General features: G+C 62.0%; 20 protein-coding genes. 12 read left to right on the top strand and 8 right to left on the bottom strand.

Going from position 1 to position 24,500, the window contains the following annotated elements:
• Window positions 1-75: 75 nt before the first annotated feature.
• The 3 genes from yajC to secF all read left to right on the top strand — a co-directional run bounded on the left by yajC (window position 76) and on the right by secF (window position 3,360).
• Window positions 76-420 (top strand): preprotein translocase subunit YajC, encoded by a 345-nt coding sequence (gene yajC, locus XALGPE39_RS08565; protein WP_045727822.1) that lies wholly within the window; start codon window positions 76-78, stop codon window positions 418-420.
• Window positions 421-476: 56 nt separating this feature from the next.
• On the top strand, window positions 477-2,321 hold the full coding sequence (gene secD, locus XALGPE39_RS08560; RefSeq protein ID WP_045727821.1) for a protein translocase subunit SecD: 1,845 nt from the start codon (window positions 477-479) through the stop codon (window positions 2,319-2,321).
• Window positions 2,322-2,394: 73 nt separating this feature from the next.
• The gene (gene secF / locus XALGPE39_RS08555; RefSeq protein WP_045727820.1) at window positions 2,395-3,360 is read left to right on the top strand and encodes a protein translocase subunit SecF; all 966 of its coding nucleotides are present in this window, start codon (window positions 2,395-2,397) and stop codon (window positions 3,358-3,360) included.
• 298 nt (window positions 3,361-3,658) lie between these two features.
• Here secF and XALGPE39_RS16615 read toward each other — a convergent pair whose 3' ends face one another.
• Together XALGPE39_RS16615 and XALGPE39_RS08545 are read right to left on the bottom strand one after the other, a co-directional pair.
• Window positions 3,659-5,824 (bottom strand): methyl-accepting chemotaxis protein, encoded by a 2,166-nt coding sequence (locus tag XALGPE39_RS16615; protein ID WP_045727819.1) that lies wholly within the window; start codon window positions 5,822-5,824, stop codon window positions 3,659-3,661.
• A 506-nt stretch (window positions 5,825-6,330) separates the two neighbouring features.
• Window positions 6,331-7,158, bottom strand: coding sequence for an inositol monophosphatase family protein (locus tag XALGPE39_RS08545; RefSeq protein WP_045727818.1), 828 nt, complete (start codon window positions 7,156-7,158; stop codon window positions 6,331-6,333).
• A 118-nt stretch (window positions 7,159-7,276) separates the two neighbouring features.
• Between XALGPE39_RS08545 and XALGPE39_RS08540 the strand changes: the two genes are divergently transcribed.
• Window positions 7,277-8,038, top strand: coding sequence for an RNA methyltransferase (locus XALGPE39_RS08540; protein WP_045727817.1), 762 nt, complete (start codon window positions 7,277-7,279; stop codon window positions 8,036-8,038).
• 481 nt (window positions 8,039-8,519) lie between these two features.
• Window positions 8,520-9,794 carry a lytic murein transglycosylase gene (locus XALGPE39_RS08535; protein ID WP_045727816.1) on the top strand — a complete coding sequence of 425 codons (1,275 nt, stop codon included), beginning with the start codon at window positions 8,520-8,522 and terminating at the stop codon, window positions 9,792-9,794.
• A 194-nt stretch (window positions 9,795-9,988) separates the two neighbouring features.
• Here XALGPE39_RS08535 and epmB read toward each other — a convergent pair whose 3' ends face one another.
• Window positions 9,989-11,026 (bottom strand): EF-P beta-lysylation protein EpmB, encoded by a 1,038-nt coding sequence (gene epmB / locus XALGPE39_RS08530; RefSeq protein ID WP_045727815.1) that lies wholly within the window; start codon window positions 11,024-11,026, stop codon window positions 9,989-9,991.
• Between the two features lie 99 nt (window positions 11,027-11,125).
• Here epmB and efp point away from each other — a divergent pair, with 99 nt between their 5' ends.
• From efp to XALGPE39_RS08505, 5 genes are all read left to right on the top strand, one after another.
• The gene (gene efp, locus XALGPE39_RS08525) at window positions 11,126-11,692 is read left to right on the top strand and encodes an elongation factor P (RefSeq protein ID WP_045727814.1); all 567 of its coding nucleotides are present in this window, start codon (window positions 11,126-11,128) and stop codon (window positions 11,690-11,692) included.
• A 275-nt stretch (window positions 11,693-11,967) separates the two neighbouring features.
• On the top strand, window positions 11,968-13,305 hold the full coding sequence (locus tag XALGPE39_RS08520; protein ID WP_045727813.1) for a TRZ/ATZ family hydrolase: 1,338 nt from the start codon (window positions 11,968-11,970) through the stop codon (window positions 13,303-13,305).
• 48 nt (window positions 13,306-13,353) lie between these two features.
• On the top strand, window positions 13,354-14,094 hold the full coding sequence (gene ubiG / locus XALGPE39_RS08515) for a bifunctional 2-polyprenyl-6-hydroxyphenol methylase/3-demethylubiquinol 3-O-methyltransferase UbiG (protein WP_045727812.1): 741 nt from the start codon (window positions 13,354-13,356) through the stop codon (window positions 14,092-14,094).
• Window positions 14,081-14,788, top strand: a complete 708-nt coding sequence (locus tag XALGPE39_RS08510) for a phosphoglycolate phosphatase (RefSeq protein WP_045727811.1) — start codon at window positions 14,081-14,083, stop codon at window positions 14,786-14,788. Before ubiG ends, XALGPE39_RS08510 begins: the two co-directional genes overlap by 14 nt.
• Before the next feature lie 20 nt (window positions 14,789-14,808).
• On the top strand, window positions 14,809-15,513 hold the full coding sequence (locus XALGPE39_RS08505; protein ID WP_045727810.1) for a phytoene synthase: 705 nt from the start codon (window positions 14,809-14,811) through the stop codon (window positions 15,511-15,513).
• Window positions 15,514-15,617: 104 nt separating this feature from the next.
• Here XALGPE39_RS08505 and XALGPE39_RS08500 read toward each other — a convergent pair whose 3' ends face one another.
• From XALGPE39_RS08500 to yidD, 5 genes are all read right to left on the bottom strand, one after another.
• Entirely contained in the window at window positions 15,618-17,315 is a 1,698-nt protein-coding gene (locus XALGPE39_RS08500) for a glycoside hydrolase family 28 protein (RefSeq protein WP_045727809.1), read from the bottom strand.
• 84 nt (window positions 17,316-17,399) lie between these two features.
• On the bottom strand, window positions 17,400-18,596 hold the full coding sequence (locus XALGPE39_RS08495) for a putative acyl-CoA thioester hydrolase (protein ID WP_045727808.1): 1,197 nt from the start codon (window positions 18,594-18,596) through the stop codon (window positions 17,400-17,402).
• A gap of 585 nt (window positions 18,597-19,181) precedes the next feature.
• Window positions 19,182-19,988, bottom strand: a complete 807-nt coding sequence (locus XALGPE39_RS08490) for a M23 family metallopeptidase (protein ID WP_045727807.1) — start codon at window positions 19,986-19,988, stop codon at window positions 19,182-19,184.
• Between the two features lie 59 nt (window positions 19,989-20,047).
• Window positions 20,048-21,382 carry a dihydroorotase gene (locus XALGPE39_RS08485; protein WP_045727806.1) on the bottom strand — a complete coding sequence of 445 codons (1,335 nt, stop codon included), beginning with the start codon at window positions 21,380-21,382 and terminating at the stop codon, window positions 20,048-20,050.
• Entirely contained in the window at window positions 21,382-21,654 is a 273-nt protein-coding gene (yidD, locus tag XALGPE39_RS15225; protein WP_152624855.1) for a membrane protein insertion efficiency factor YidD, read from the bottom strand. The genes XALGPE39_RS08485 and yidD overlap by 1 nt, the downstream gene beginning before the upstream one ends.
• A gap of 113 nt (window positions 21,655-21,767) precedes the next feature.
• Here yidD and dksA point away from each other — a divergent pair, with 113 nt between their 5' ends.
• Both dksA and XALGPE39_RS08470 read left to right on the top strand, forming a co-directional pair.
• Window positions 21,768-22,907: an RNA polymerase-binding protein DksA gene (gene dksA / locus XALGPE39_RS15220; RefSeq protein WP_082061861.1), complete on the top strand. Its 1,140-nt coding sequence runs from the start codon at window positions 21,768-21,770 to the stop codon at window positions 22,905-22,907.
• Between the two features lie 470 nt (window positions 22,908-23,377).
• On the top strand, window positions 23,378-24,490 hold the full coding sequence (locus XALGPE39_RS08470; RefSeq protein WP_045727804.1) for an alpha/beta fold hydrolase: 1,113 nt from the start codon (window positions 23,378-23,380) through the stop codon (window positions 24,488-24,490).
• Window positions 24,491-24,500: the final 10 nt, after the last annotated feature.

Below are 24,500 nucleotides of genomic sequence, written 5' to 3'. Positions count from 1 at the left end.
TGCTTGCTGCCTCCCGGCAAACCAGCGCTCCGCCCCCTAAGGGTGCGGGCTGCACAAACTTATAGGACATACCCGATGAATCCGCTCGATTTCCTGATTCCCGCCGCCCAGGCACAGACCGCCGGCGGTACCGCATCTGCCGGTGGTGGTCTGCAGATGTTCCTGCTGCCCGTCATCCTGATTGCGGTGATGTACTTCGCGATGATCCGCCCGCAGATGAAGCGGCAGAAAGAACACAAGTCGATGCTGGACAAGCTCGGTCGCGGCGACGAGGTCATTACCTCCGGTGGCGTGGCCGGCGTGGTCGTGGACATCGGCGACAACTTCATCACCGTGGAAGTGGCCGACAACGTGCGCGTCCGTGTGCAGAAGGGTGCCATCAGCAACGTGCTGCCGAAGGGCACGCTGAAGTCCGCCTGATCCATTCCTCCTACTGTTAGGCGCGACGCCGGCGTGGCGTCGTGCGGGGTCCCGCAATGCTCGAGTTTCCGCGCTGGAAGTATGTCCTCATCCTGATCGTGCTGGCGTTGAGCGCGTTGTACGCGCTGCCGAACGTGTACCAGAAGGATCCGTCGGTCCAGATCACCGCCAGTCGCGGCGGTAAGCTCGACGATGCCCTGCGCGAACGGGTCCTCGCCGACCTGAAGGCGGCCGGGATCACCGCAAAATCGGTCGCCAACGAAGGCGACAGCCTGATGGTGCGGTTGCCGAGCCTGCAGGCGCAGACTCGCGCCAACGACATCCTGCGTGAGCAGGTGGGCGAGAACTACACGGTGGCGTTGAACCTGGCCTCGACGGTGCCAGGTTGGCTGTCCAAGCTCGGCGGCAAGCCGATGGTGCTGGGCCTGGATCTGGTCGGCGGTGTGCATTTCGCGCTGCAGGTGGATCAGAAGGCCGCGCTGGAGAAACGCTTGGATGCCTTCGCCGAAGACCTCCGCACCACGTTGCGCGATAACCACATTGCCTACCGTTCGGTGGAACGTCGCCCAGACAACAGCATCCAGGCCAACCTGGGCGAGGGTGCTGATGCCAGCGCCGCACGCGCGCTTCTGGCCAAGGCGCAGCCAACGTTGAGCTATGCGGTGTCCGGGCAGACCATCGCGGTGACCGTGCCCGATGCCGAGCTGAAGCAGATCGCCGCTGGCGCCATCGAGCAGAACTTGACCACCCTGCGCAACCGCGTCAACCAGTTGGGCGTGGCCGAGCCGATCATCCAGCGGCAGGGCGAGGACCGCATCGTGGTCGAGTTGCCGGGTGTGCAGGACACCGCCGAGGCCAAGCGCATGATCGGTGCCACCGCCACCTTGGAGTTCCGTGGCGTGGTCGACGGCAATGCCGATGATGCGGTGCGCTCGGGCAATATTCCACCCGATGCCAAGGTCTACTATCGGCGCGACAATGGCGCGCCGGTGCTGCTGAACAAGCGTGTGCTGGTGTCGGGCGATCAAATGGTCAACGCCAGCGTCAGCACCGACCAGAACGGCCTGCCGGCGGTGGCGGTGACGCTCAACAACGCGGCCGGTCAGCGCATGTTCGATTACACCAGCGCCAACACCGGCAAGCTGATGTCGGTGGTCTACATCGAGCGCATTCCAACCGTGACCATGGTCGATGGCAAGGAAGTGCGCAGCGTGCGGGTCAAGGAAGAGGCGCTGGCGCCGACCCGCATCGCCGGTGTGTTCGGCAAGAATTTCCAGACCACCGGGCTGGAGAAGAACGAAGCCGAGAATCTGGCCAAGTTGCTGCGTGCCGGTTCGCTGGCCGCGCCGATGGACTTCGTCGAGGAGTATGTGATCGGTCCCAGCCTGGGCGCTGAGAACGTGGAGCGTGGCATCACCGCCGTGGTCTACGCGTTCCTGTTCACCCTGGTGTTCTTCGGCGTGTACTACCGCATGTTCGGTGCGATCACCTCGGTGGCGTTGTTGATGAACCTGCTGATCGTGGTCTCGGTGATGTCGCTATTCGGGGCCACCATGACCTTGCCGGGCTTCGCCGGTCTGGCCCTGTCGGTGGGCTTGTCGGTGGACGCTAACGTGCTGATCAACGAGCGTATCCGCGAAGAGTTGCGCCTGGGCGTGCCGCCCAAGTCGGCGATCGCGGCCGGTTACGAAAAGGCCGGCGGCACCATCCTCGACGCCAACCTCACCGGGTTGATCGTGGGTGTGGCGCTGTACGCGTTCGGCACCGGTCCGCTGAAGGGTTTTGCGTTGACCATGATTATCGGCATCTTCGCCTCGATGTTCACCGCGATCACCGTGTCGCGTGCGCTGGCGGTACTGATCTACGGCCGTCGCAAGAAGCTCAAGTCCGTGGCGATTTGAGCCGCGCACGCCATCCTTCGCAAGAACCCGCGCCCGTTGGCGCGGGCTCCAAAAAAACGCAGAGCGGCATCCTATGAAAATTTTCCCGCTTCACCTGATTCCGAACGACACCAAAATCGACTTCATGCGCTGGCGGCATCCGACCCTGGTGCTGATGGCGGTGCTGGCGTTGGCCTCGTTGGGGATCATCTTCGCCAAGGGTTTCAATTACGCATTGGAATTTACCGGCGGTGCGCTGGTACAGACCAGTTTCCAGAAGGCGGTGGACGTGGATCAGGTGCGCACGCAGCTGGCCAAGGCCGGCTTCGAGAACGTGCAGGTGCAGAATGTCGGCAGTGGTAACCAGGTGGTGATCCGCCTGCAGCCGCAGGGCGAACATAATAACGAGGACATCACCAAGAACCTGGCCGAACAGGTGCGCAACGCGGTGACGACGCCGCAGAACCCGGCAACGGTGCAACCAGGCGAATTCGTCGGGCCGCAGGTCGGCAAGGACCTGGCGTTGAACGGCGTCTACGCGACGGTGTTCATGCTGGTCGGTTTCCTGATCTACATCGCCTTCCGTTTCGAATGGAAATTCGCGGTCGTGGCCAGCATGACCGCGTTGTTCGATCTGCTGGTGACGGTGGCGTATATCTCGCTGACCGGTCGCGAGTTCGATCTCACTGTGCTGGCCGGCCTGTTGTCGGTGATGGGCTTTGCGATCAACGACATCATCGTGGTGTTCGACCGCGTGCGCGAGAACTTCCGCAGTCTGCGCGTGGAGCCGGTCGAGGTGTTGAATCGTTCGATCAACCAGACCCTGTCGCGCACGGTGATCACGGCGGTGATGTTCTTCCTGTCTGCGTTGGCGTTGTACTTGTACGGTGGCGCGTCGATGCAAGGCTTGGCCCTGACCCACATGATCGGTGCGGTGATCGTGGTGGTGTCCTCGGTGATCGTGGCGGTACCGTTGTTGTCGATCGGTCCGTTCCAAGTGACCAAGCAGGATCTGTTGCCAAAGACCAAGGACGTGGAGGCGCTGGCGCGCAGGCCGTGAACTAGCCTGCCCGCGACCGACCGGCGCGCGAGTAACGCCCGGTTCTGCTGCTGTGGTCAATCTGTAAAAGCCGCGCGAATGCGCGGCTTTTCTTTTGCGCGCAGTCAGGGTCAGGAGCCTGTTGAGGTGTCGTGTGCGGTGGAACGGTGGCCGCCGATACGCCCGAACAGCGGGCATTGCCTGTGGCGCACAGGGATAAGGGGCGAATGTATTTCTGTGTCGTTGCAGCGGCGCGCGGTGTTTTTCCCGCGAGCGGCGTTACACGGGACGGCCACAGCCGCCCCGTGCGTGCTGCTGATCAGGAGGCGACGTGCATGGCCGGGGCCTCGCGTGAAGTGACGCGCGCCACCATCTTTGCCACTGTCGGATAGGTTTCCCTTTGCACATGGAACTGTCCGACGATCTCAACCAACTGGTTTGCCTGCTGTTCCATGGAGCGTGCCGCAGCGGTCGCCTCTTCGACCAACGTGGCGTTTTGCTGGGTCGCTTCGTCCATCTGGGCGATGGTCTGATTGACTTGCTCGATCCCAGTCGACTGTTCCTGCGATGCCGCGGAGATCTCGCTCATGATGTCGGTGACGCGCTGTACCGAGGCCACGACCTCCTGCATGGTCGTGCCTGCGCGGGCAACCAGGACCGAGCCTTCGGCGATGCGGTTCACCGAGTCGTCGATCAGGCTCTTGATTTCCTTGGCGGCATTGGCCGAACGTTGTGCGAGGGTACGCACTTCACTGGCGACCACAGCGAACCCGCGGCCCTGTTCGCCGGCACGTGCCGCTTCCACCGCCGCGTTGAGTGCGAGGATATTCGTCTGGAAGGCAATGCCGTCGATGACGCTAATGATGTCGGCGATGCGCTTTGAGGAAGATTCGATACCACTCATCGTGGTGACGACCTGACCGACCACCTGGCCTCCTTGCGAAGCGACCGACGCGGCGCTAACCGCCAACTGATTGGCTTGGCGTGCATTCTCGGCGTTCTGCTTCACGGTGGAGGTGAGTTCTTCCATCGAGGCGGCGGTTTCCTCCAAGCTGGCGGCTTGTTGTTCGGTGCGGCGCGATAGGTCGTTGTTGCCAGTGGCGATCTCGCCAGCGGCGTTGTCGATGCTCGTGGATGCTGTTTGGATGCGACCGACCATCTCGGTCAATTGCCCGACGGTGGCGTTGGCGTCGTCGCGCATACGTGCGAAAACGCCGTGGAATTCGCCCTGCATGTGTTGGGTGAGATCGCCAGCGGCGATCGCGCGTAGCAACTGCGATAGCGCCGCCAGATTCGTCTCGGTATCAACCATCATGCGATTGAGGTTGGTCACCATGGAACGGAAGGCATGACCAAAACGCGTTTCGTCGCCGCGACGAGAGAAATCGCCCTGTGCGGCCGCGCTGACCAGGATGTCGATCTCGCGATTGATTGCACCGAGGTTACCTTTCACCTTGTGCATGGTCTCGGTTAGGATCGCCATCTCGCCGTGGAATTGCTCCAGGTCGCGGCTCAGGTTGCCCTCGGCGTATTCGCCCATCAGTGCGATCACCCGCTGATTCACCTCGATGTGGCGATGGACCAGCGCATTGGCGTCGCGCACCATGCGCCCATAATCACCAGGAAAGTGTTGCTCGTCCATGCGGAAGCTGATTTGTCCTGCTGCGTGATGGTCTGCCATCTCGGTCTGCGCCTGGATCACGGCGCGCAACTGCTCCTGCATCTGTCGCATGTCGTTCAACAGCGATGGTGATGTTGTAGTCAGTTGCACGTCCCGCGACAGGTCGCCAGTGGCGATACGGCGGACCACCTCGGCGGCATAGGCTGGCTCGCCACCAAGCTGGCGCATCAGGCTGTTGCGCACCAGTAAGCCGAGCGATATCGCTGCCAAAATGCCGATCAGCATGCCGCCGATGTTGGTCCACTCGCCCGCGTGTGCGCGTGTTTGGCTTGCGGCTTGGCGTACTTCCAACAACTCCTGTTCGGTTGCTTCGTACTGCCTGATACTGTCCCGCAGTGCATCCATCTGCTGCTTACCTTGAGTGTTGAGCGTTGACAGAGTGGAAGTTCTATCGCTCGCGTTTTCACGGATCTGATCGAGCGTCTTTTCCTGGATTGCGAGGAATTGTTCGTAGGACTGCGCGATCGCTTGCAAGCGCGTCTGCTGGGTCGGGTTGTCTGCGGTCAACTGTTTGGATTGCTGCCATTGCGTGCGGAATTCGCGTTTGCCCTGCTCGAACGGCTCAAGATAGGTGGTGTCCTTGGTGAGGCCGAAGCCGCGCGCGCCGCTTTCGATATTGAGCAGGCTCAACAGCATGTGGTCGCCCATGGTGATGACCTGGTAGGTATGCGCGTCCATTGCCGCAGCTGCGATGAACTTGCGGAACCCGATCAGGCTGGCGATACCGACCAGCAATAACATGGCGATCACGCCGCAGAAGCCGATCGCCAAGCGTTTGCTGACGGTGAGGTGATTGAACGACATTTGGTAGAATCTCCGAGCGGAAGGTACGAGCTATCGACTGCGTGATCGGACCGGGCCATCAACGCGGTGTCGGGTGAGCTCTGGTGGGGGCCTGGCTTTGGGCAAAAACCCGCACCTATATCGACCATCTATCGCCGCTCTTGAGGAAAACTATCGATGGCTGCCATCTGCGATTGAGCGTTACCTGTGCGCATCGCTATAACTTCGGAGATATACCGATCAATTTCCGGATATATGGCGATCACTGTCTACGCACTCGCCAATCAATTTCTCGTGAAAATGTGACGACAGTCTTGTGGCAGATGCTGGTCATGGCCGCTGTGCAATCGGAGTAGCGCGCGTCTTTGGCATATAAACGCGTTAAGCCGCTTCGCTCGCCAGCGTTTCGGTCTGGGCTTGGAGTGTCGATGCGGTGCCGATTGCGCGCATGTCGGAAATAAAAAAGCCGCGCAATCGCGCGGCTTTCGGTTCTCTAGTGCGATGGCCCTTTTGCTGGGGCCAGTGATTTAGAACTTGGCGTCGAACTCGCCGGCATACCCGCTGTTGACGATCAGCTTCTGCAGCGCATCGCTGACCTTGAGATTGCCGGCGACGATCTGGAATTGCGGGGCGCCGCGATCATCGATGCGGCCTGGCGTGGCGCCCTTGAAGTCGGTGACGCGACCGCCGGCTTCGCGTACCAGCAACACACCAGCAGCGATATCCCAGGCTTTCACGCCGGCCTCGAAATAGCCATCGGCGCGGCCACAGGCGACGTAGGCCAAGTCCAGTGCGGCCGAACCCGTGCGACGGATGTCCTCGGCCTGCACCATCAGCGCATCCACGCATTTGAGCTGGGCGCTGGTGCGCTTGCGTTCGCGCGGGGCGAAGCCGGTATTGATGATGGTGCCATCGAGTTCCTTGCGTTCGCTGACACGGATGCGACGGTCGTTGAGCACCGCGCCACTGCCGCGGCTGGCAGTGAACAGCTCGTTGCGCAGTGGATCGAAGATCACCGCATCGATCGGCTCGCCGTTCTCGACCAAGGCGATGGACACGCAATAGTGAGGGAATCCACGCAGATAGTTGCTGGTGCCGTCCAGTGGATCGATCACCCACATGTAGCGGCCGCCTCCCTGCACGCCGCCTTCCTCACCCATCACGCCGTAGTCCGGATAGGCGCGACGCAATTCCTTGACGATCACCTTCTCTGCATCGGCATCGACTTCGCTGGCGTAGTCCATGCGGTCCTTCTGCACGACGTTCAGTGCCTCCAGGCGGTTGATGTGGCGCAACAGGACGTTGCCGGCGAGGCGGGCGGCCTTGACCATGACGGTAACGACGGGTTTTTGCACGGCAACGGTTCCCGAAAGGGCGGAGTAGGGCTGAACGAGGAAAAGAGCACCCCGGCGCGAAGGCCGGCCGCACAGTTTACCATCTACGCCCCCATTCGCTTCCCTCTGTTGTGCTGCCATGACCGATCCTGCCCACATTCGCTTCGTCCTGGTGGGAACCCAACATCCCGGTAACATTGGGGCTGCGGCGCGAGCGATGAAGACCATGGGTCTGGCGCGGTTGGTGCTGGTGGCGCCGGAATGCAGCGTGGACGTCGACGCTTACCGGCGTTCGGCTGGTGCCGAAGACCTGCTGCAGCAAGCGCCGGTGCTGCCGACGCTGGCCGATGCACTGGCCGATTGCCGACTGGTGTTGGGCTGTACCGCGCGTAGTCGCCGGGTCGCGTTGCAGGAATTATTGCCGGCCGACGCCGCACAGCGTCTGATGGCGACAGTGGCCGAGTCGGCCGAGGTAGCGGTGGTGTTTGGGCGCGAACGCACCGGCCTGACCAACGAAGAACTGCAACAGTGCCATGCGGCGGTACATATCCCCTCCGACCCGGCGTTCAGTTCGCTCAACCTTGCCGCGGCGGTGCAGGTCTTGGCCTATGAAGTGCGGCTGGCCCAGTTGCGCAGTGCGGCCGCCGCACCCGCTGCGGCCGCGCCTGGATTGCGCGAAGCGCCGGCCAGCCACGCGCAATTGGAAGGCCTGTTCGGGCAGTTGGCCGAAACTCTGGATGACATCGATTTCCACAAGGGCCGCGCGCCAGAGTCGGCGATGCGGAAGTTGCGCCGGCTGTTCCTGCGCAATGCGCTCAGTGAGCAGGAAGTGCGGCTGTTGCGCGGGGTGTTGTCCGACGCACAGCGTATGGCGCGCCTGGCGGGACAGAGCAAGCATTAATTGCCGTGCCGTCGTGCATCTTGCCAGGTGATTTGTTGCGCGCGTCCAGCGTGCCGGCGTTCGGGGTGGGCACCAGGCGGTGCCAATATGGTGCAGTACTGGATAGCAATGTTATTTCCCGCCTTCGCCTTTCGCTGGAGCCTGGTCGCTTCTATTCGTGAATGACGCGTTATCTGCTTTTTTGTAGTGCTCAGTCCCAATATCAACGCGGCATTGTTGTAGGGCTGGGTGTATTGCCTGAACTGCAGCAGACCGGAGTTGAATTGGCTCAGTCGTGATAATCAAGGATGGCTTGAATATGTTGGGCCTTCCAAAATCAATCATTTATGCCAAAAACAGTGGGGGATGGGCTTGTTCATGCCGTCCATAATTGGGATGGATTACCCAAGGGCTGTTCAATAAAAGTACGACCGCAATACTTTTTTCCAGGGAACAGGAGGGCTATTCTGAATTCGCCCCCTCATTGCAGGTATTGCCAGCCATGATTATGCCTTCGCGTATTTTGCGTTTATCGCTATGTATCAGCGGGTGTGTGGTTGCTACCAGTGCGGCAGCGCAAACCACAGCTCCCGAAACAACCTCATCCTCCCCGACCACTGCCACCGCGCAACAGAACGCACCCACTGTCAGCTTCGAACAGTGGCTTGCCGACTTCCGCCAGCGTGCGCTTGCCTCCGGCATCGAAGCAGCCACGCTGGACAAGGCATTCGCCGGCGTCACCCCCGATCCAACGGTGCAGGCGCTGGATCAGCAGCAACCCGAATTCACCCTTCCTCTGTGGGACTATCTCGACGACCGTGTCACACCTTCCATCATCCAGAAAGGACAGCAACTACTGAGTAGCCACCAGGCTCTGTTTCAGAAATTGAAGCAGCAGTACGGTGTGGATCCGGGCATACTGACCGCCATCTGGAGCATGGAAAGCCAGTACGGCAAAAAGATCGGGGACCTTTACGTGATCCGCTCGCTGGCGACACTGGCGCATGAGGGGCGACGCACTACATATGGCAACACGCAACTGCTTGCGGCCTTGCAGATTTTACAGACGGAAAACGGTATTGATCGCTCGCGCTTGGTCGGTTCGTGGGCCGGCGCCATGGGGCAGACGCAATTCATTCCGACTACCTATCGCCAATATGCCGTCGACGAGGATGGCGACCATAAACGCGATGTCTGGAATTCCTATGCGGACGCTTTGGGTTCTGCGGCGAATTATCTCAAGCAGAGTAATTGGACTCGCGATATTCCCTGGGGCCAGGAGGTCCATCTGCCAGCGGGCTTCGACTACGCGCAAGCCGATTTGACGATCAAGAAAACCGTGGCCGAATGGCTGCGCCTGGGGGTGAAGTGTGCTGGCAAACCGATTGCGAGCGCGCTGGCTCAGCAGCAGGCATCGGTGTTGCTGCCCACCGGGTACCGCGGCCCGGCGTTCCTGGTGTTCGATAATTTCCGCAGCATTCTGCGCTACAACAGTTCCAGCGCCTATGCCTTGGCGGTCGGTTTGCTGGCCGACGGTTATGCGGGCGGTGCCGGGGTAGAGCAGTCATGGCCCAAAGATGATCCTCCGCTCAATAGCGTGGCCGAGATCACCGAGCTGCAGACGCGGCTGAACGCCAAGGGATTCGACGTAGGCACCGTCGACGGTGCGGTGGGGTCGCGAACTCGTCAGGCAATCCGTGCATTTCAGCGCAGTCAGCAATTGCCGCAGGATGGTTACGCTAGCACTTCGTTGCTGGCGCGTTTGCGGGCCAGCTAATCGGCGCTGTATGCCGGAACCACGCGGCAGGCTTAGGAGGGTCTGTCGGGATTCCATGAAAAGTGCTTGGCTGATAGCGAGTCAGCTCACGTTTGGCTCTCTTCTGCGCGAATCCCTGCCGACCCTCTATCCGCGCAATTGAGACAGGTCTTGGGCGCGGTTGCGATGCGCCAGGTGCGCGGCGATGGTGCCGATCAGGGCATCAGCGGGCGCTTGCCGCTGTCGCCGGGGATTTCGCGCACCAGTTTTGGTACCAAGTAGCCCGATAGCCGCGCGGCCAGCGCTCGATGCAAATCCAATGCGCTGGCATCGTCCACCTCGAAATGGGCCGCGCCCTGGACTCGGTCGAGCTGGTGCAGGTAATAGGGCAGTACCCCGGCGGCGAAGCTGCGTTCGCTCAAGGCGGCCAGCGCATCCACCGTGTCGTTGACGCCGCGCAACAGCACCGCTTGGTTGAGCAACTGCGCGCCGGCATCGCGCAGGTGTGCCAGCGCGGCATCCACCGTAGCGTCGAATTCGTTGGCATGGTTGGCGTGGATCACCACGGCCAGCGGCCAGGGCAGGGCGCGTAGCCAGGTCAGCAGCGGGGCATCGATGCGCTCGGGCAGCACCACCGGCAGCCGACTGTGCAGGCGCAGGCGTTTGAGTTGCGGCAATGTTGCGAGCGCCTGGGTCAGCTCGGCCAGTTTCGGCGTGGCCAGCGAGAGTGGATCGCCGCCGGACAGGATGACTTCCTCGATGCTCGGATCGGCGGCGATGGCGGCCACCGCATCGCCCCAGCCATCGCGCGCGGCGCTCTCCTGAGCGTAGGGGAAGTGCCGGCGGAAGCAGTAGCGACAGTGCACCGCGCAACTGCCGGTCGCCACCAGTAGGGCGCGCCCGCGATACTTGTGGATGACGCCATCGGCCTTCTTGGCGGCCTGGTCTCCCACCGCATCCAGGGTGAAGCCTGGCACCCGCTGCAATTCGGCATCCAGCGGCAGCACCTGACGCAGCAATGGGTCGTGTGGATCGCCATGCCGCATCCGTGCGAGGAAGCCGCGCGGCACGCGCAGCGCGAATTGCGTCGCCGCCTCGGTGGAAATGCCCAGTCCCTGTGGATCCAGCCCCAGCAGTGTCAGCAGTTCGTGCGGATCGCGCACGGCGTCGCGCCAGGCCTGCTGCCAGCGCGGCGTTGCGAGGACGGGGGGGCTCGGTGACGGCTGCATCGAGGGTGGGGCTGCGGTTATCATAGGAGGTTATCAAGCGAGCACCCGCCGCTGCGGCGGGGCGTCCATTCTATCCGGCCGGCCGCCGAACGCGGCGGGTTTACATTACCCGAGGAGTTTCAGATGGCCAGCTATGGCATGAACGATGTCAAGAACGGGATGAAAATCCTGGTCAACAGCGAACCTGCGATCATCACCGATACCGAATACGTGAAGCCGGGCAAGGGCCAGGCGTTCACCCGGGTCAAATATCGCTTCATCAAGTCCGGGCGCGTGGTCGAAATGACCATGAAGGCCACCGACAACGTGGAAGCGGCCGACGTGGTCGATACCAACATGCAGTACCTGTACACCGACGGCGAATACTGGCACTTCATGCAGCAGGAGACCTTCGAGCAGGTGCAGGCCGACAAGACCGGCGTTGGCGATGCCGCCAAGTGGATCAAGGGCGAGGAGGACTGCGTGGTGACGTTGTGGAACGGGACCCCGATCCAGGTCACTCCGCCGAATTTCGTCGAGCTGAAGATCGTCGAGACCGATCCAGGTGTGCGTGGCGATACCTCTGGCGGTGGCGGCAAGCCGGCCACGCTGGAGACTGGCGCGGTGGTGCGCGTGCCCTTGTTCGTCGGCCAGGACGAAGTGATCAAGGTCGATACGCGTTCGGGCGAATATTTCTCGCGCGTCAAGTAAGCGCGTCGTTGCCGGAGTCGCAGCGTGCGTCTCCGGCAGGGTCGCGGCGGTGTTGTGCTTGGATCTGGCGCGCGGCGAGAACGCCGGCCTGCCGCGTATGCGTGCGTGATCGGAAGGCGTGGCTTGCCGGCTGTGCTGACCCGCGAGGACCCACTGCCAGGCGCCGCGACGAGGTGTGGCAGACGTTATGCTAAGACGAACAGGGCGATTGTCCCGTTGCCCCCGACAAGGCGCCATTCCAGGCGCTGCCACTTTGATGCCTGCCAAGACGCGCCATGACCGTCCCTCCGATTGAATCCTGCGACCTGTTGATCGAAGCTGGTTACGTCGTCCCGATCGAGCCGCATGCAGTGGTGCTGGAGGACCACGCGGTGGCGGTGCGCGGCAGCGAGATTCTCGCCGTGCTGCCCACCGCCCAGGCGCGTGCACGCTTCGCCGCTACGCGCACCGTCTCGCGTCCCGATGCGGTGCTGCTACCCGGCCTGGTCAATGCGCATACCCACAACCCGATGACGCTGCTACGCGGCATCGCCGACGACTTGCCGTTGATGGTGTGGCTGCAGCAGCACATCTGGCCGGTGGAAACCGCGGTGATTGGCCCGGAGTTTGTTGCCGACGGCACCGCGCTGGCGATTGCCGAAATGTTGCGCGGCGGTACCACCTGCGCCAACGAGAATTACTTCTTCGCCGACGTGCAGGCCGCGGTGTACAAGCAGCACGGCTTCCGCGCGCGGGTCGGCACGGTGATCATCGATTTCCCCACCGCCTGGGCCAAGACCGCCGACGAATACTTCGCCCGCGCCTGCGAGGTGCACGATCAGTGGCGCGACGATCCGCTGGTCGGCATCGCCTTCGCTCCGCATGCGCCGTACACGGTCAACGACGCCAACTTTGAACGGGTGCGGATGCTGTCCGACCAGCTCGATGTGCCGGTCCACCTGCACACCCACGAGACAGCGCAGGAGATCGCCGATTCGCTCAAACAATATGGCCAGCGCCCGCTGGCGCGGCTGGACCGGCTGGGCCTGGTCAACGACCGCCTGATCGCGGTGCACATGACCCAACTGACCGAGGCGGAGATCCACCTGTGCGCCGAGCGCGGGGTCAGCGTCGTGCATTGCCCCGAATCCAACCTCAAACTCGCCTCCGGTTTCTGTCCGGCCTGCGCGCTGCAACGCGCCGGAGTGAATCTGGCGATCGGTACCGACGGTTGCGCCAGCAACAACGATCTGGACATGTTCAGCGAGAACCGCACTGCCGCGCTCCTGGCCAAGGCGGTGGCCAATGACGCCACCGCGCTGGATGCGGCCAGCACGCTGCGTGCGGCCACCCTGGGCGGCGCGCGCGCGCTGGGCTTCGGCGATAGGATTGGTTCGATCGAGCCCGGCAAGCAAGCTGACCTGATCTGCGTGGATCTGTCGGCCCTGGAAACCCAGCCGTTGCACAACGTACTCTCGCAGTTGGTGTACGCCGCTGGCCGCCAGCAGGTGAGCGATGTCTGGATTGCCGGCCAGCCCAAGCTGACCCAGCGGGTGTTGGTGGATATGGATGTCCAGGCGCTGGTCGCCAATGCACGGGAATGGCGCGAACGCATCCGCAGCGTGCGTGCCTGATCCGTTTTTCCCGCGCCGCGCTGCGCGTGGCCCCATCGAGATGCCGTCATGACCGCTCCCGCCGCCAACGCTTCCGCCAATTTCGATCAGGCCGAACTGGACAAGTTCGGCGCCCTGGCCACCCGCTGGTGGGATGCCGATGGCCCGCAGAAGCCGCTGCATGCGCTCAATCCGGTGCGTCTGCGTTATGTCGCCGAGCGGGTGCCGCTACGTGGCGCCACCGTGTTGGACTTGGGCTGCGGTGGCGGCCTGCTCAGCGAAGCGTTGGCCAAGGAAGGCGCGCATGTCACCGCCATCGATCTGGCACCGGAGCTGATCAAGGTGGCGCGCCTGCATCGGTTTGAATCTGCGGTCGAGGTCGATTACCGGGTGCAGTCGGTCGAGGAGCTCGCGGCGGCGCAGCCAGCCAGTTTCGATGCAATCACTTGCATGGAAATGCTCGAACATGTGCCGGATCCTGCGGCGATCATCGCTGCCTGCGCACGCTTGCTCAAGCCGGGTGGTCAACTGTTCCTGTCCACCCTCAACCGGACCCCGGCCTCGTTCGCCCTGGCCATTGTCGGTGCCGAATACGTGGCGCGTCTGCTGCCTGTCGGCACCCACCACTATCAGGGTTTCATCAAGCCAGCGGAGCTGGCCGCCTGGCTGCGCCAGGTGCAATTGCAATTGCGCGATGTCACCGGCCTGCGCTACGAGCCCTGGCGTAACAGCGCGCGTTTGTCCACGCGCACCGAAGTCAACTATCTGGCCTGCGCGGCCAAGCCGGACGCGCTGGATGCGCAGCAGTAGCCAGCAACCACCGCGCCGTGGGTTCCCGCGCGCGGTGCTCTTCGACCTGGACGGTACCTTGCTGGATAGCGCGCCTGACCTGCTGGCTGCCACCAACGTGTTATTGGCCGAACACGGCCGTGCCGCTCTGACGCTGGAGCAACTGCGGCCGGTGGTGTCTAAAGGCGCGCGGGCGATGCTCGCTGTCGCCTTCCCGGACTTGGTGGCCGATGCCCGCGATGCGTTGATTCCGGCGTTCCTGCGCCACTACGAGGCGCTGATCGGTCGTTATTCGCATCTGTTCGACGGCATCGCCGGATTGCTGCAACGGCTGGAAGAGGCGGGCAGTGTCTGGGGCATTGTCACCAACAAGCCCGAGTTCCTGGCCCGGCTGATCCTGCCGCAACTGCACTGGGAGCAGCGCTGTGCGGTGTTGATCGGCGGCGACTCGTTGTCCGAGCGTAAGCCGCATCCGCTGCCGCTGCAGGTCGCCGCGCAGCGCATGGCGATGGCGCCACAGGATGTGGTCTACGTCGGCGACGATGAGCGCGACATCCTCGCCGCGCGCGCTGCCGGCATGGCCTCGGTGGCGGTGTTGTGGGGCTACCGCTTGCACGACGACGACCCGCTGGCCTGGCGTGCTGACGCCTTGGTGGCCGATCCGCTCGATCTGTACACCGCTGCGGCGTGGCCGTTGGCTGCGCCATCTTCCTGATTGTCCGGAGCCCCGATTGCATGAGCAGTTCGTCCGCCCTGGAGGCTTTTCTCGACAAATGGCGCCGCCTTTGGCCGGAATGGGCCGTGGCCGAGACCTTCGTGCCTGCCTCACAGCGCGCCCGCAGCGTAGCCTGGTTCGCCTTGCTGCAGGAGTTCGACGACATCCTCAACATCGCCGGCGATCCGCTACCGGCCGACGCCAAACTGGCATGGTGGGGAGAAGAGTTGCGCAGTTGGGCTGGGCGGCGTTCGCGGCATCCGTTGGGGCGGGTTCTGGAGCCGGTCGCTGCGCCTTGGGTGCAGTTAGCCGATGCACTGTTGACGTTGCCTGATTCGCGCGCCGCCGCCGCCGATCCGGCGCATGCGCTGGAACGCCTGCGGCCATTCGCCGATGCGGTGGTCGCGGTCGAGCGAATCCTGTTCGATCCCCTCACCGATGGCGATCCCGGCCCGGTGGCAGCCCAGGTGCTGGCGCAGCGGCTGGCCGAAGCCGGCATTGCCGCGTTGCCGATGTCGCTGCGCACTGGCGACGAGGCGCAGGCACAACAGCGCTGGGCGCAGGCCATCTTGCAGCGCTGGCCGCGGCGTGTGCAGGGTGCGCGTCCACGCCGTATTCTCGCGACGCTGGCGCGGGCACGGCTTGCACAACGTGCACGCGCTTCGCGCACCTCGCCTAGCGCAATGTCCACGCTATGGCGTGCATGGTGGGCGGGGCTTGGGTGAGGGCGTAACCCAGCGTAACCGCCGCAGCCATATCAAGAACGCAGCGCTGGCATGACGGCTCCAGCGCTGCGGGGTGACGAGAGAGTTGCGAGTTTGATCGTCGATCAGATCGGCGAATCGGGCAACACGCTGCTATAGGTAACGAAAGCGTTGCTGCAGTCCAATGGCTCGCCTTGCCCTGGTGTGCCATTCAACTGCACGTCGTACTGTCTAGAGGGCGATAGCAAACTAGCAAAGCTGACCGGGCCGCCGGTGAAACTAAAGTGAGTGGCCGCTGGATCGGCGCCCGGCCCGCCATTGTGCGGGGTAACGAAAGAGGGCTTGCCGCCGTCGAGGACGACATTATCCAGGGAAATCGTGATTGGATAGGATACATTTTTATCCATGTAGCCGTAGAAGCTCAATTGACCAGCGCCAAAGCCGGTTGAGCCCAATGAATGCACATTGCGCAGGGTGATTCCATCGAAATGCGGATAAGAGCTGCTTTTGGCGCTGCTCGCCGGCTTACTGTAAAAGGCATCGAACACCAGCGGGCGTGCCACGTTGCGCATGCAGATATTTTCGAAAAGCACATCGGAAACCTGTCCGCCGCGGCTGCTATCAGATTTGATCCTTAGGCCATTCCCTGACGCAGGGTCTTTGCTTGCATCGGTAGAGTTGAATCCATCGATGCTCAGGTTGCGCACCACGATATTACTCATGCCAGAATCTGTCTCGCTGCCTAGCGACATGCCATGACCGTAATAAAAATGGTTATTGACGAAGGCCATATGTGTCGACGGAATGCTCGATGTGCCACTTGCATGCGCTTTGATGGCGACGTGGTCGTCGCCTGTGCTGATATAGGAATACGCCAATAGGACATTCTTGGACTGGCCCGGATCGAAGCCATCGGTGTTTTTGGTGTTTCCCGGAGTGAAGCAAGTGGCGGGCGTTTGCACATCCGGCGTGGTGCCGGCTGGGCAGTGATAGCCGGGCTGCGTGTAGACCAGACTCGGGCTGAGGATCTTCAGGCCCCAAGCGGTCATGCCTGTCACATTGTTGGTAATCACGTGGAAATTCGGCGAGTTCTCCAGGGTCAATCGATACATGACGATATTGGTGCTGTTATCGATTTGTATCAGACGCGGCGCGTGCTGGATGAGCCCTTGGCTCACGGTCTGGTAGGCCACATCCCACCAACTCCGCTTGCCCGCGTTGGGGCCTGCGGTCAGGACGCTGCCGCCACGTCCGTCGATCTTGCCATCGCCGACGATGCCGTTACCGCTGAGCGAGGTGCCGTAAATGAGTGGTTTGCAGGTTTTGGTTTTGTCGTTATCGGCGGTGCCGCAACTTCCCGCGCCGGTATCGTAATCTTGTGGGTTGCGCGAGGCGAATAAGGTGACACCCTTATCGATCCATAAGGTCACGCCGCTCTTGAGGGTCAGTGGGCCGGTAAGGAAGCCGGATTCGCCATCGCTTCCCTGTGCCAGTTTCACCGCGCTACCGGCGGGGCAGTCGCTGATGGCATCCTGGATGCGCAGCGTATCCGGTGCCGAGTAGGTTGAGTCTGCATCGACGCTGTCCAGCGAGCCATTGACCGGTTGTAACGTTGCCTTCAATGTCGTACAGACGTTCTGCGGCAGCGTTGGTTCGTTTATGTTTCCCCAATCGGTGACGATAGAAGTTTCTTGGTCTTGCTTATGGTGTGGCTTTTGCGGCGTTGTATGCGAGTGGAGCGAGGTTGCGCCGGCATGGAGTGAAAAAACGGCCAGTAGTGATAAGCCGTATGCGGGGAAAGAGGACGAGGCTGTAGTCGTCATGGGTGCGTTTCTCAGAAAGTAAAGATGGGCAGCATATGTGTAGGCTTGCTGATTGTAACGGTCGCCGCTGCGATTCGACCGATACTAGTGGACATGATGACAATCGGCACTGCCCGGCCCGTTGTTGGAATACTCGTAGAAACGGTTTGCGGAATAGGTGCAACTTTTGCTGCAATAAGGACGTTTGGCAGTAGAGTCGCTCCATGGTGCGTCTTTACGTATATGTGCGCCGAGGATCGAATTGCGGATTGTCACCTGGCCATTGGGTGATTTGCCGTTGACATAGTTGGAAAGGTTGCCGACGCTCTGGTCCCAAGCGCGACCCAGGTAGATGCTATTGCTGACAGCATCGCCTACCGTGTCGAAGACACTATCGATGGCAAGAAAGCCGTATGGGTTCTTAGGATGGGTGCTTGGAGCGAATAGATAGGCTTTGTCACCGCTTTTCAAGCGTCTGGCATCGTAGCGGATGGTGCTGTGGTAAAAGACCGCGGTACCTGCGCCGAAGATGAAGTCGGTGTCGCCTTGCACCAGGCTATCCTTGAAGTATGCGCGTTTCACCAATGTAGTGTCGACAGCGCTGACCAGTAGGGTGTCTTGATTGCCCAGCACCGTGACATTCTCCAGAATCGCCTTGTCGCCACGGATGGCCAAGGCGACCGCCGATTGGTTGGTGCCTGGGTAGGTGCCTTCCACATAATCGTTGGCGAAGGTCAGATTGCGCGCTTGGAATGCGTCCGCTCTTACTGTGAATGTGGCGCTGCCGGAGGTGCCAATGACGCTGGCATCGGCATTGCTGATGCAAGGGGTGGTAGGTGTGCCGACTGGTTTGGGCGTCAGATTGGCATTGTTGAAGGTGACGAGCGTGTCGCTGGGTGTTTGGCCCATGCCGAACAGCGTGATCGGCGGTGCCGTTTCAGGGATGCACACCACTTCTCTGTAGATTCCTGGTGCGATGCTGATGTAGCGGCGCATGGTGCCGCCATCGGCCACGGCCTGATCCACCGCAGCTTGAACGCTGGTGAATGGTGCCGAGCCATCGGCAGCGACGCGATAATTTGCGCTCAGCAGTGCGACCCCCGCGCTCGGATCCCAATTGTCGGTGACCAGCGAGTCGACCGTGCCGGCTCGGGACAGATAGTTGGAAGCGGTGTAGGTCTTTGCATCGGCGTCGCTCAATTGTGGTCTTTCGGCAGTGCCTATCAAGCTCTGCGCATTGCCCGCGAGGGGGAGGGCGACCGTCAGTAATGCCCAGGTCTGCAGCCAAGTTGGAAGTCGCATAAGGATTTTTCTTTCAAGATTATGGCGGTTTTCTTCAATGGAGCGTGGCGCGTCCATGTTAATTTTCTATGTGAATTTCCATGGTGTATGATTTTAATGTGTTTTTATTATTTTCTATATCATGCAATATAAATTTACGGGTCTTGTGAGCGTCGTTTCACGCTTAATGGGCGCGATGGGGTACTTGCCGTCATCTTGTCGGCTGCTGAATGTGGTGGTGTTGATGGTTGTATCGTTGTTGGCTCTGTTATCAGCATATTTCATCTGCATTTCATGTAAGGGTGCTTACATGGCGCATTGATTGTTTTGAGTCAAAGCTGGGGTTTCTTAATAGTATGCTGGCGCGATCAGGGGGTGGATTGTGCTGTAACCAGTATGATCAACGGCGTGAGTCCGATAACAAGTGAAGAATCTCAGCGTCCTGATGCTGCGCGCGTCAGTTGTTGCCCCGTGTCGCAGGTCTCTGCTTTGTCGAGATGGATGTCTCGTGCCGGCTGCCGCTCCCATCGAATTGCATCACTGCGGCGGCAGTGCTGTCATCGTCAATGACGCATCCCACGTTGTGTCGCGATGAATGGAGTGCCGTCAACGTGATTTCGTGCGTTCAAGTACCAGCAGTGGGTCGATGCGAACATCGAACCAGTTCATTCCCCAGTGCAGATGCGGTCCGGTCGCGCGCCCGGTGGCGCCGCTCGCACCGATGACCTGGCCTTGAACGATCCGGTCGCCGACCTTCACGTCGATCCGTGATAGATGCAGGAAGTTGGAGCTGACGCCGTAGCCGTGATCGAGCAGGATGGTGCCGCCGGTCAGGTACAGATCCGGCGCGGCGAAGGTGATCACGCCCGCAGCGGGGGCTTTGACTGGGGTGCCTGTGGGCACGGCGATGTCCATCCCAGAGTGGCCGGCGCCGGGTTGACCGTTATAGACGCGGGCATTGCCGAAGCGGCCACTGATACGGCCCTGTACTGGCCAGATGAAGGGCGCGGCGAAGTCGGTGCGTGGATCGTCGCGGTCGCGCGCGGCGCTGACCTGGGCCTGTTCCCGCTTGATTCGCTCGGCGATTGCCGCAGGCGGGTTGACTGTCTTCGGTGGAACGCCGTTGACGTATTCGAGCGGCCAATCGCGCGCTGTCACCGCGATTTCGATTGTTTCGCTACTGCCGTCTGCAGGTTGCACCACGATCTGCAGCGGCCCGCGTTCGTCACGGCCGATACCGAACACCACGCTGCCGTCCTCGCTGACACGCAGCGTTCGCCCAGCGTATTTCACACGGCTGCCGGAGGGCACCTTGCCGATCACCAGCGCGCCTTGCGATGCGCTATGCGGGAATACGCTGCGCGTGTCGGTGCCGATGGCCGCTGCTGGCTGCGTCCACAATGGGAGGGCCATTGCTGCTACCAATAGGCCGAGCGCCCAGCACGCGCGGCTTGGCAAGAGACGGTGTGACATCAGCGGTCGAAGACCAGGCGTTGCCCATTCGGATGGCCGACCAAACGCGTTCCATCCCAGGCCAGCTCGCCGTTGACCCAGGTGGTGGCGATCTTCGAGCGGAATCGGCGGCCCTCGAACGGCGACCAGCCGCATTTGGACAGCACGTCCTCGCGCTGCACGGTGAAGGCGCTGTCGTCGATCAGCACCAGGTCGGCGTGATAACCCTCGCGCAGGAAGCCGCGCTCGTGCACGTCGAACAGCAGCGCAGGCGCATGCGCGAATTTGTGCACCACCTGGGCCACGCTGAGCCGGCCTTCATGGACCAGTTCCAGCGCCGCGACCAGCGCGTACTGCACCAGCGGCAACCCCGACGGCGCCTGTGCATACGGCTTGCTCTTCTCTTCCAAGGTATGCGGGGCGTGATCGGTGGCGAGCACGTCGATCACGTCCTCGGTCAGTGCGCGGATCAGCGCCTCGCGGTCGCTTGCATCCTTGATCGACGGATTGCACTTGATCAGGTTGCCGAGCGTGGCGTAGTCGGCGCTGTCGAAGCGCAGGAAGTGGATGCAGGTCTCGGCGGTGATGCGTTTGCCCTGGATCGGTCCCGGTGCGAACAGTGCCAGCTCGTCGGCGGTGGAAATATGCAGCACGTGCAGGCGGGTGCCATGCTTCTTTGCCAACGATACCGCCAGTTGCGAGGATTTCAGGCAGGCCTCGCGCGAGCGGATGTCCCCATGCATCTGCGCATTCAGCGCTTCGCCGTACTGCTGCTTGAACGCGGCCAGGGTCGCGTCGATGGTCGGCGTGTCCTCGCAGTGGGTGATGATCGGCGTCGGCGCGTCGCGGAAAATCGCGTCCAGCGTGTGCGGATTGTCCACCAGCATGTTGCCGGTGGAGGCGCCCATGAACACCTTGATGCCAGGTGCGGTCTTCGGATCCAGCGTCTGTATCGCGGCCAGATTGTCGTTGCTGGCACCCAGGTAAAAGCCGTAGTTGCCCCAGGCGCGGCCGCGCGCGGCGTCGTACTTGGCCTGCAAGGCGGCCGCGTCCAGGGTCGGCGGATTGGTATTGGGCATGTCCATGAAGCTGGTCAGGCCGCCGGCCACTGCGGCCGCCGATTCGCTGGCGATGTCGCCTTTGTGGGTCAGGCCTGGTTCGCGGAAGTGCACTTGATCGTCGATCATGCCTGGCAGTAGCCAGCGCCCCTTGGCATCGACCACCGTCTCGCCTTCGCGTGCGCCCAGTTGCGAGGCGATCGCGGCGATGCGGCCGTCAGCGATGCGCAGGTCGCCCTGGGTTTCATGGCCTTCGTTGACCAGGCGCGCGTTGACGATGAGTGTGGAAGCGGACATCAGGATTTTCCTCGGCAGCGACAAGTTGGGGGAGTGGTGGGGTCTGGCACCGGATCGAACCCGCCGGGATGGAAGGGATGGCAGCGGCTGACGCGGCAAACGGCCATCCAGCCGCCACGCAGCGCGCCATAACGGGCGATAGCGGTCATTGCGTAGGTCGAGCAACTGGGCACGAAACGGCAGCGCGGCCCCAGCAGCGGACTGATGAAGCGCTTGTATAGGCGCAGCAGAATAATGAGAGCGCGGACGATCACGCCACCATGATATGCCACCTGCTGGACTAGGCGGTGTAGGTCGGCGTATACGCGGCGTTGTTGCCGCTAAGGGTAGGGTAGGCTATAAAGGCCCGCTTTCCCGGGCCCCGGGAAGATCAAGGAAGCGTTTCGTGGCTGCCAAAAAACCTGCAAAGAAGGCCGTTCAGGCCGTCAAAAAGCCCGCCAAGCCTGTCGCCAAGAAAGCGACGGCTGGCAATGCTGCTGCTGCCAAGCCGTCGAAAAAAACGCCGGCCAAGCCAGTGGCAAAGGCTGCGCTTGCGAAGCAGCCCGTAAATAAGCCTACGGTCAAAAAAGCGGCGGGTAAGCCTGTCGCAGCCGCCAAATCCGCAGTTGTCAAAAAAACGTCGGCAAAATCAGCGGCAAAATCGGTCAAGCCCGCCGCCAAATCTGTCGGCAAGTCTGCGCATGTTGCCAACAAACCGGTAGTGAAACCGGCGCCGAAGCCTGTTGCCAAGCCGGCTGCGCCTGCCGCCAAATCCAAGCCGGCCGTCAAGTCCAAACCGGTCGCCGCTCCTGCGACGTCCACCTCCGTACCGACGCCGGCATCCAAGCCGGCTGCGGCCAAGCCTGTCCAGGCCAAGTCTGTCGCGCCTGCTGCGGCACCGGCTCCCAAGCCCGTCGCCGCTGCGCCCGTGATGTCTCCGGCCCCGCCACAAAAGAATCCTGTGTCCGTTTCGAAATCCTCCGCGAAAACCCCCACCAAATCCGAACCCACCCCGAAGGCGCCGGTTGCCAGGCCCACTGGCAAAGTTGCCGTGGCTGTGGCTGCCAAGTCCAGCGCGCCAGTCAAGCCAGCCAAATACAAAGTGGTCGATTACATGACCGACGAGGCGACCGGTCGTCCTATCCTGCCCAAGGGTTATAAGCCTGCGGCGGACGAGGAATACATGAGTGCGTTGCAGCAGGAATACTTCCGTCAGCGCCTGCTCACTTGGCGTGCCGATCTGGTGGAGGAATCCAAGCAGACCATCGAGAACCTGCGCGATGAAGTCCGCGATATCGGCGACGAAGCCGAGCGCGCCACCCGTGAGACCGAGAACTCGCTGGAACTGCGTACCCGCGACCGTTACCGCAAGTTGATCGGCAAGATCGACAGCACGCTCAAGCGCCTGGATGCAGGCGATTACGGCTACTGCGTCGACACAGGCGAGGAAATTGGCCTGGAGCGTTTGGATGCGCGCCTGACCGCCGAGCGCACGATCGACGCGCAGGAACGCTGGGAGCATTTGCAGAAGCAGCAGGGCGACTGATTCTCCACGGCCACTTCTGCGTCGCCAAGGCCCCGCTTGCGCGGGGCTTTGCATTTTCTGGTGGATCTTCACGCCTATCCGGCTTGGTGTCGCCTGCCGCCAAGTGGTGCGATCCGCTGATGCAGCGGTGGGCAAGTTGACGCGTGGCGATGACGTCTGCGCCACGCATTGTCGCTGTGTTTTGTGCCATTCGCTGTGGCGTGCGCGCTTTCTCGCTGATGACGCCGATGCTGCGCCAACCTTTTCCCCGTGCGGCGTTGCGGTGCATTCCCGTCACTGCAGTGGACGGACGACACCGTGATTCAACTACGATGCGGCATACGCCACCAATGTCGTACATGCCCTTGTCATGCCACTACCGCACGCTGAGCAGATGCCGATATCGCCATGTGGTTGTTTCGCGTTCATGTCATCCAGTCGTTGTTTCTGTTTGATCGTCGTTGTGAGAGTGGGTGGGCAGGGGGAACTCAATGCGTGATGCTGTCGAGCGCGCCACGGCGCAGCAGCAACCGTGTCGCCGTGGTAGATGGCGCTGGTTGTTGTCCAGCGTGCTACTGCTGCTGGCGGCGATCATTGTGCTGGGGCCACGAGTCAGTGTGGTCTTGCCTCGGATCGCGGCGCCAGCGGTACCACAGGATCCGCTGGCACTACAGAAGTGGATCGATGCGCGCGAACGCGCCACGCCAGGGCTGCGGGTGGACAATCAGGCGCGCATCGTCTGGGCCGACCCGGCACATCCGGGGCGGCGCGGCTGTGCAATGGTCTATTTGCATGGTTTTACCGCCAGCCAAGGCGAAGGGGCGCCCACGCATGTGCGTCTGGCGCGTAGCTTCGGTTGCAATCTGTATCTGCCACGCTTGCCGGGGCATGGTCTGGTTGCGGTCGATGCGTTGCGCGGTGTCGATGCCGGACGCTTGCTCGTCGGCGCCGCCGAGGCCCTGGCGGTGACGCGGGTACTGGGCGAGCGGGTGGTGGTGATCGGCAGTTCAATGGGGGGCGCGTTGGCGGTGCAAGCGGTGGCTGCGAATCCGCGGCAAGTGCAGGCCCTGGTGTTGTGGTCGCCGTTGGTGCGCGAATGCGACGCAAAGTTGCAACCGATGCTGTGGCCCTGGGGCGTGCAGATGCTCGCCCTGATCTACAACGGCGGTGATCCGATCTTGCGCCATCCAGTCGAAAACGCATACTGGGCCGAGGCAACGCATGTGGATGGCTATCGTGCGCTGGCGGCACTGACCCGCGGCGGCATGCAGCCGGCGACCTACGCGCGGATCCACGTGCCAGTCTTCCTGGGGTATTACTACCGCGACGCGCGACATCAGGACAAAACGGTGTCGGTGGCGTCCATGCAGGCGATGTTCAAACAGTTGGGGACATCGCCTGCGCTGCGTCAGGCGGTGAATTTTCCGATGGCGAACGACCATATCCTGGCCTCGCCGATCCGTTCCAGGGCGGTGCCGGAGGTATTCGCGGCGACGTGCCGGTTTTTGGCCACTCGGGCAGGGCTGGCGCAACCCTTGGGTGTGCCCGATTGCGCGCACGCGTGGAGCCATGACGTTGCGTTGTCGTCTTCCGTCGCACATTGAGCATGGCGGC

It is taken from the genome of Xanthomonas sp. GPE 39 (assembly GCF_000963005.1).
In the GTDB taxonomy this organism is placed as follows: Bacteria; Pseudomonadota; Gammaproteobacteria; order Xanthomonadales; family Xanthomonadaceae; genus Xanthomonas_A.
The sequence above is the reverse complement of the archived record's forward strand: the minus strand, read 5'-3'. Positions and strand labels throughout refer to the sequence as shown.

What these genes read in the sequence shown, in the direction of transcription:
- XALGPE39_RS08520 (WP_045727813.1), top strand. Translation starts at nt 11,968, where the DNA reads ATGACCGTCCCTCCGATTGAATCCTGCGACCTGTTGATCGAAGCTGGT.
- XALGPE39_RS08495 (WP_045727808.1), bottom strand. Translation starts at nt 18,596, where the DNA reads ATGCGACTTCCAACTTGGCTGCAGACCTGGGCATTACTGACGGTCGCC.
- XALGPE39_RS08510 (WP_045727811.1), top strand. Translation starts at nt 14,081, where the DNA reads ATGCGCAGCAGTAGCCAGCAACCACCGCGCCGTGGGTTCCCGCGCGCG.
- XALGPE39_RS08535 (WP_045727816.1), top strand. Translation starts at nt 8,520, where the DNA reads ATGATTATGCCTTCGCGTATTTTGCGTTTATCGCTATGTATCAGCGGG.
- XALGPE39_RS08540 (WP_045727817.1), top strand. Translation starts at nt 7,277, where the DNA reads ATGACCGATCCTGCCCACATTCGCTTCGTCCTGGTGGGAACCCAACAT.
- epmB (WP_045727815.1), bottom strand. Translation starts at nt 11,026, where the DNA reads ATGATAACCGCAGCCCCACCCTCGATGCAGCCGTCACCGAGCCCCCCC.
- efp (WP_045727814.1), top strand. Translation starts at nt 11,126, where the DNA reads ATGGCCAGCTATGGCATGAACGATGTCAAGAACGGGATGAAAATCCTG.
- XALGPE39_RS16615 (WP_045727819.1), bottom strand. Translation starts at nt 5,824, where the DNA reads ATGTCGTTCAATCACCTCACCGTCAGCAAACGCTTGGCGATCGGCTTC.
- XALGPE39_RS08490 (WP_045727807.1), bottom strand. Translation starts at nt 19,988, where the DNA reads ATGGCCCTCCCATTGTGGACGCAGCCAGCAGCGGCCATCGGCACCGAC.
- XALGPE39_RS08485 (WP_045727806.1), bottom strand. Translation starts at nt 21,382, where the DNA reads ATGTCCGCTTCCACACTCATCGTCAACGCGCGCCTGGTCAACGAAGGC.
- secD (WP_045727821.1), top strand. Translation starts at nt 477, where the DNA reads ATGCTCGAGTTTCCGCGCTGGAAGTATGTCCTCATCCTGATCGTGCTG.
- XALGPE39_RS08505 (WP_045727810.1), top strand. Translation starts at nt 14,809, where the DNA reads ATGAGCAGTTCGTCCGCCCTGGAGGCTTTTCTCGACAAATGGCGCCGC.
- secF (WP_045727820.1), top strand. Translation starts at nt 2,395, where the DNA reads ATGAAAATTTTCCCGCTTCACCTGATTCCGAACGACACCAAAATCGAC.
- XALGPE39_RS08470 (WP_045727804.1), top strand. Translation starts at nt 23,378, where the DNA reads ATGCGTGATGCTGTCGAGCGCGCCACGGCGCAGCAGCAACCGTGTCGC.
- XALGPE39_RS08500 (WP_045727809.1), bottom strand. Translation starts at nt 17,315, where the DNA reads ATGACGACTACAGCCTCGTCCTCTTTCCCCGCATACGGCTTATCACTA.
- ubiG (WP_045727812.1), top strand. Translation starts at nt 13,354, where the DNA reads ATGACCGCTCCCGCCGCCAACGCTTCCGCCAATTTCGATCAGGCCGAA.
- yajC (WP_045727822.1), top strand. Translation starts at nt 76, where the DNA reads ATGAATCCGCTCGATTTCCTGATTCCCGCCGCCCAGGCACAGACCGCC.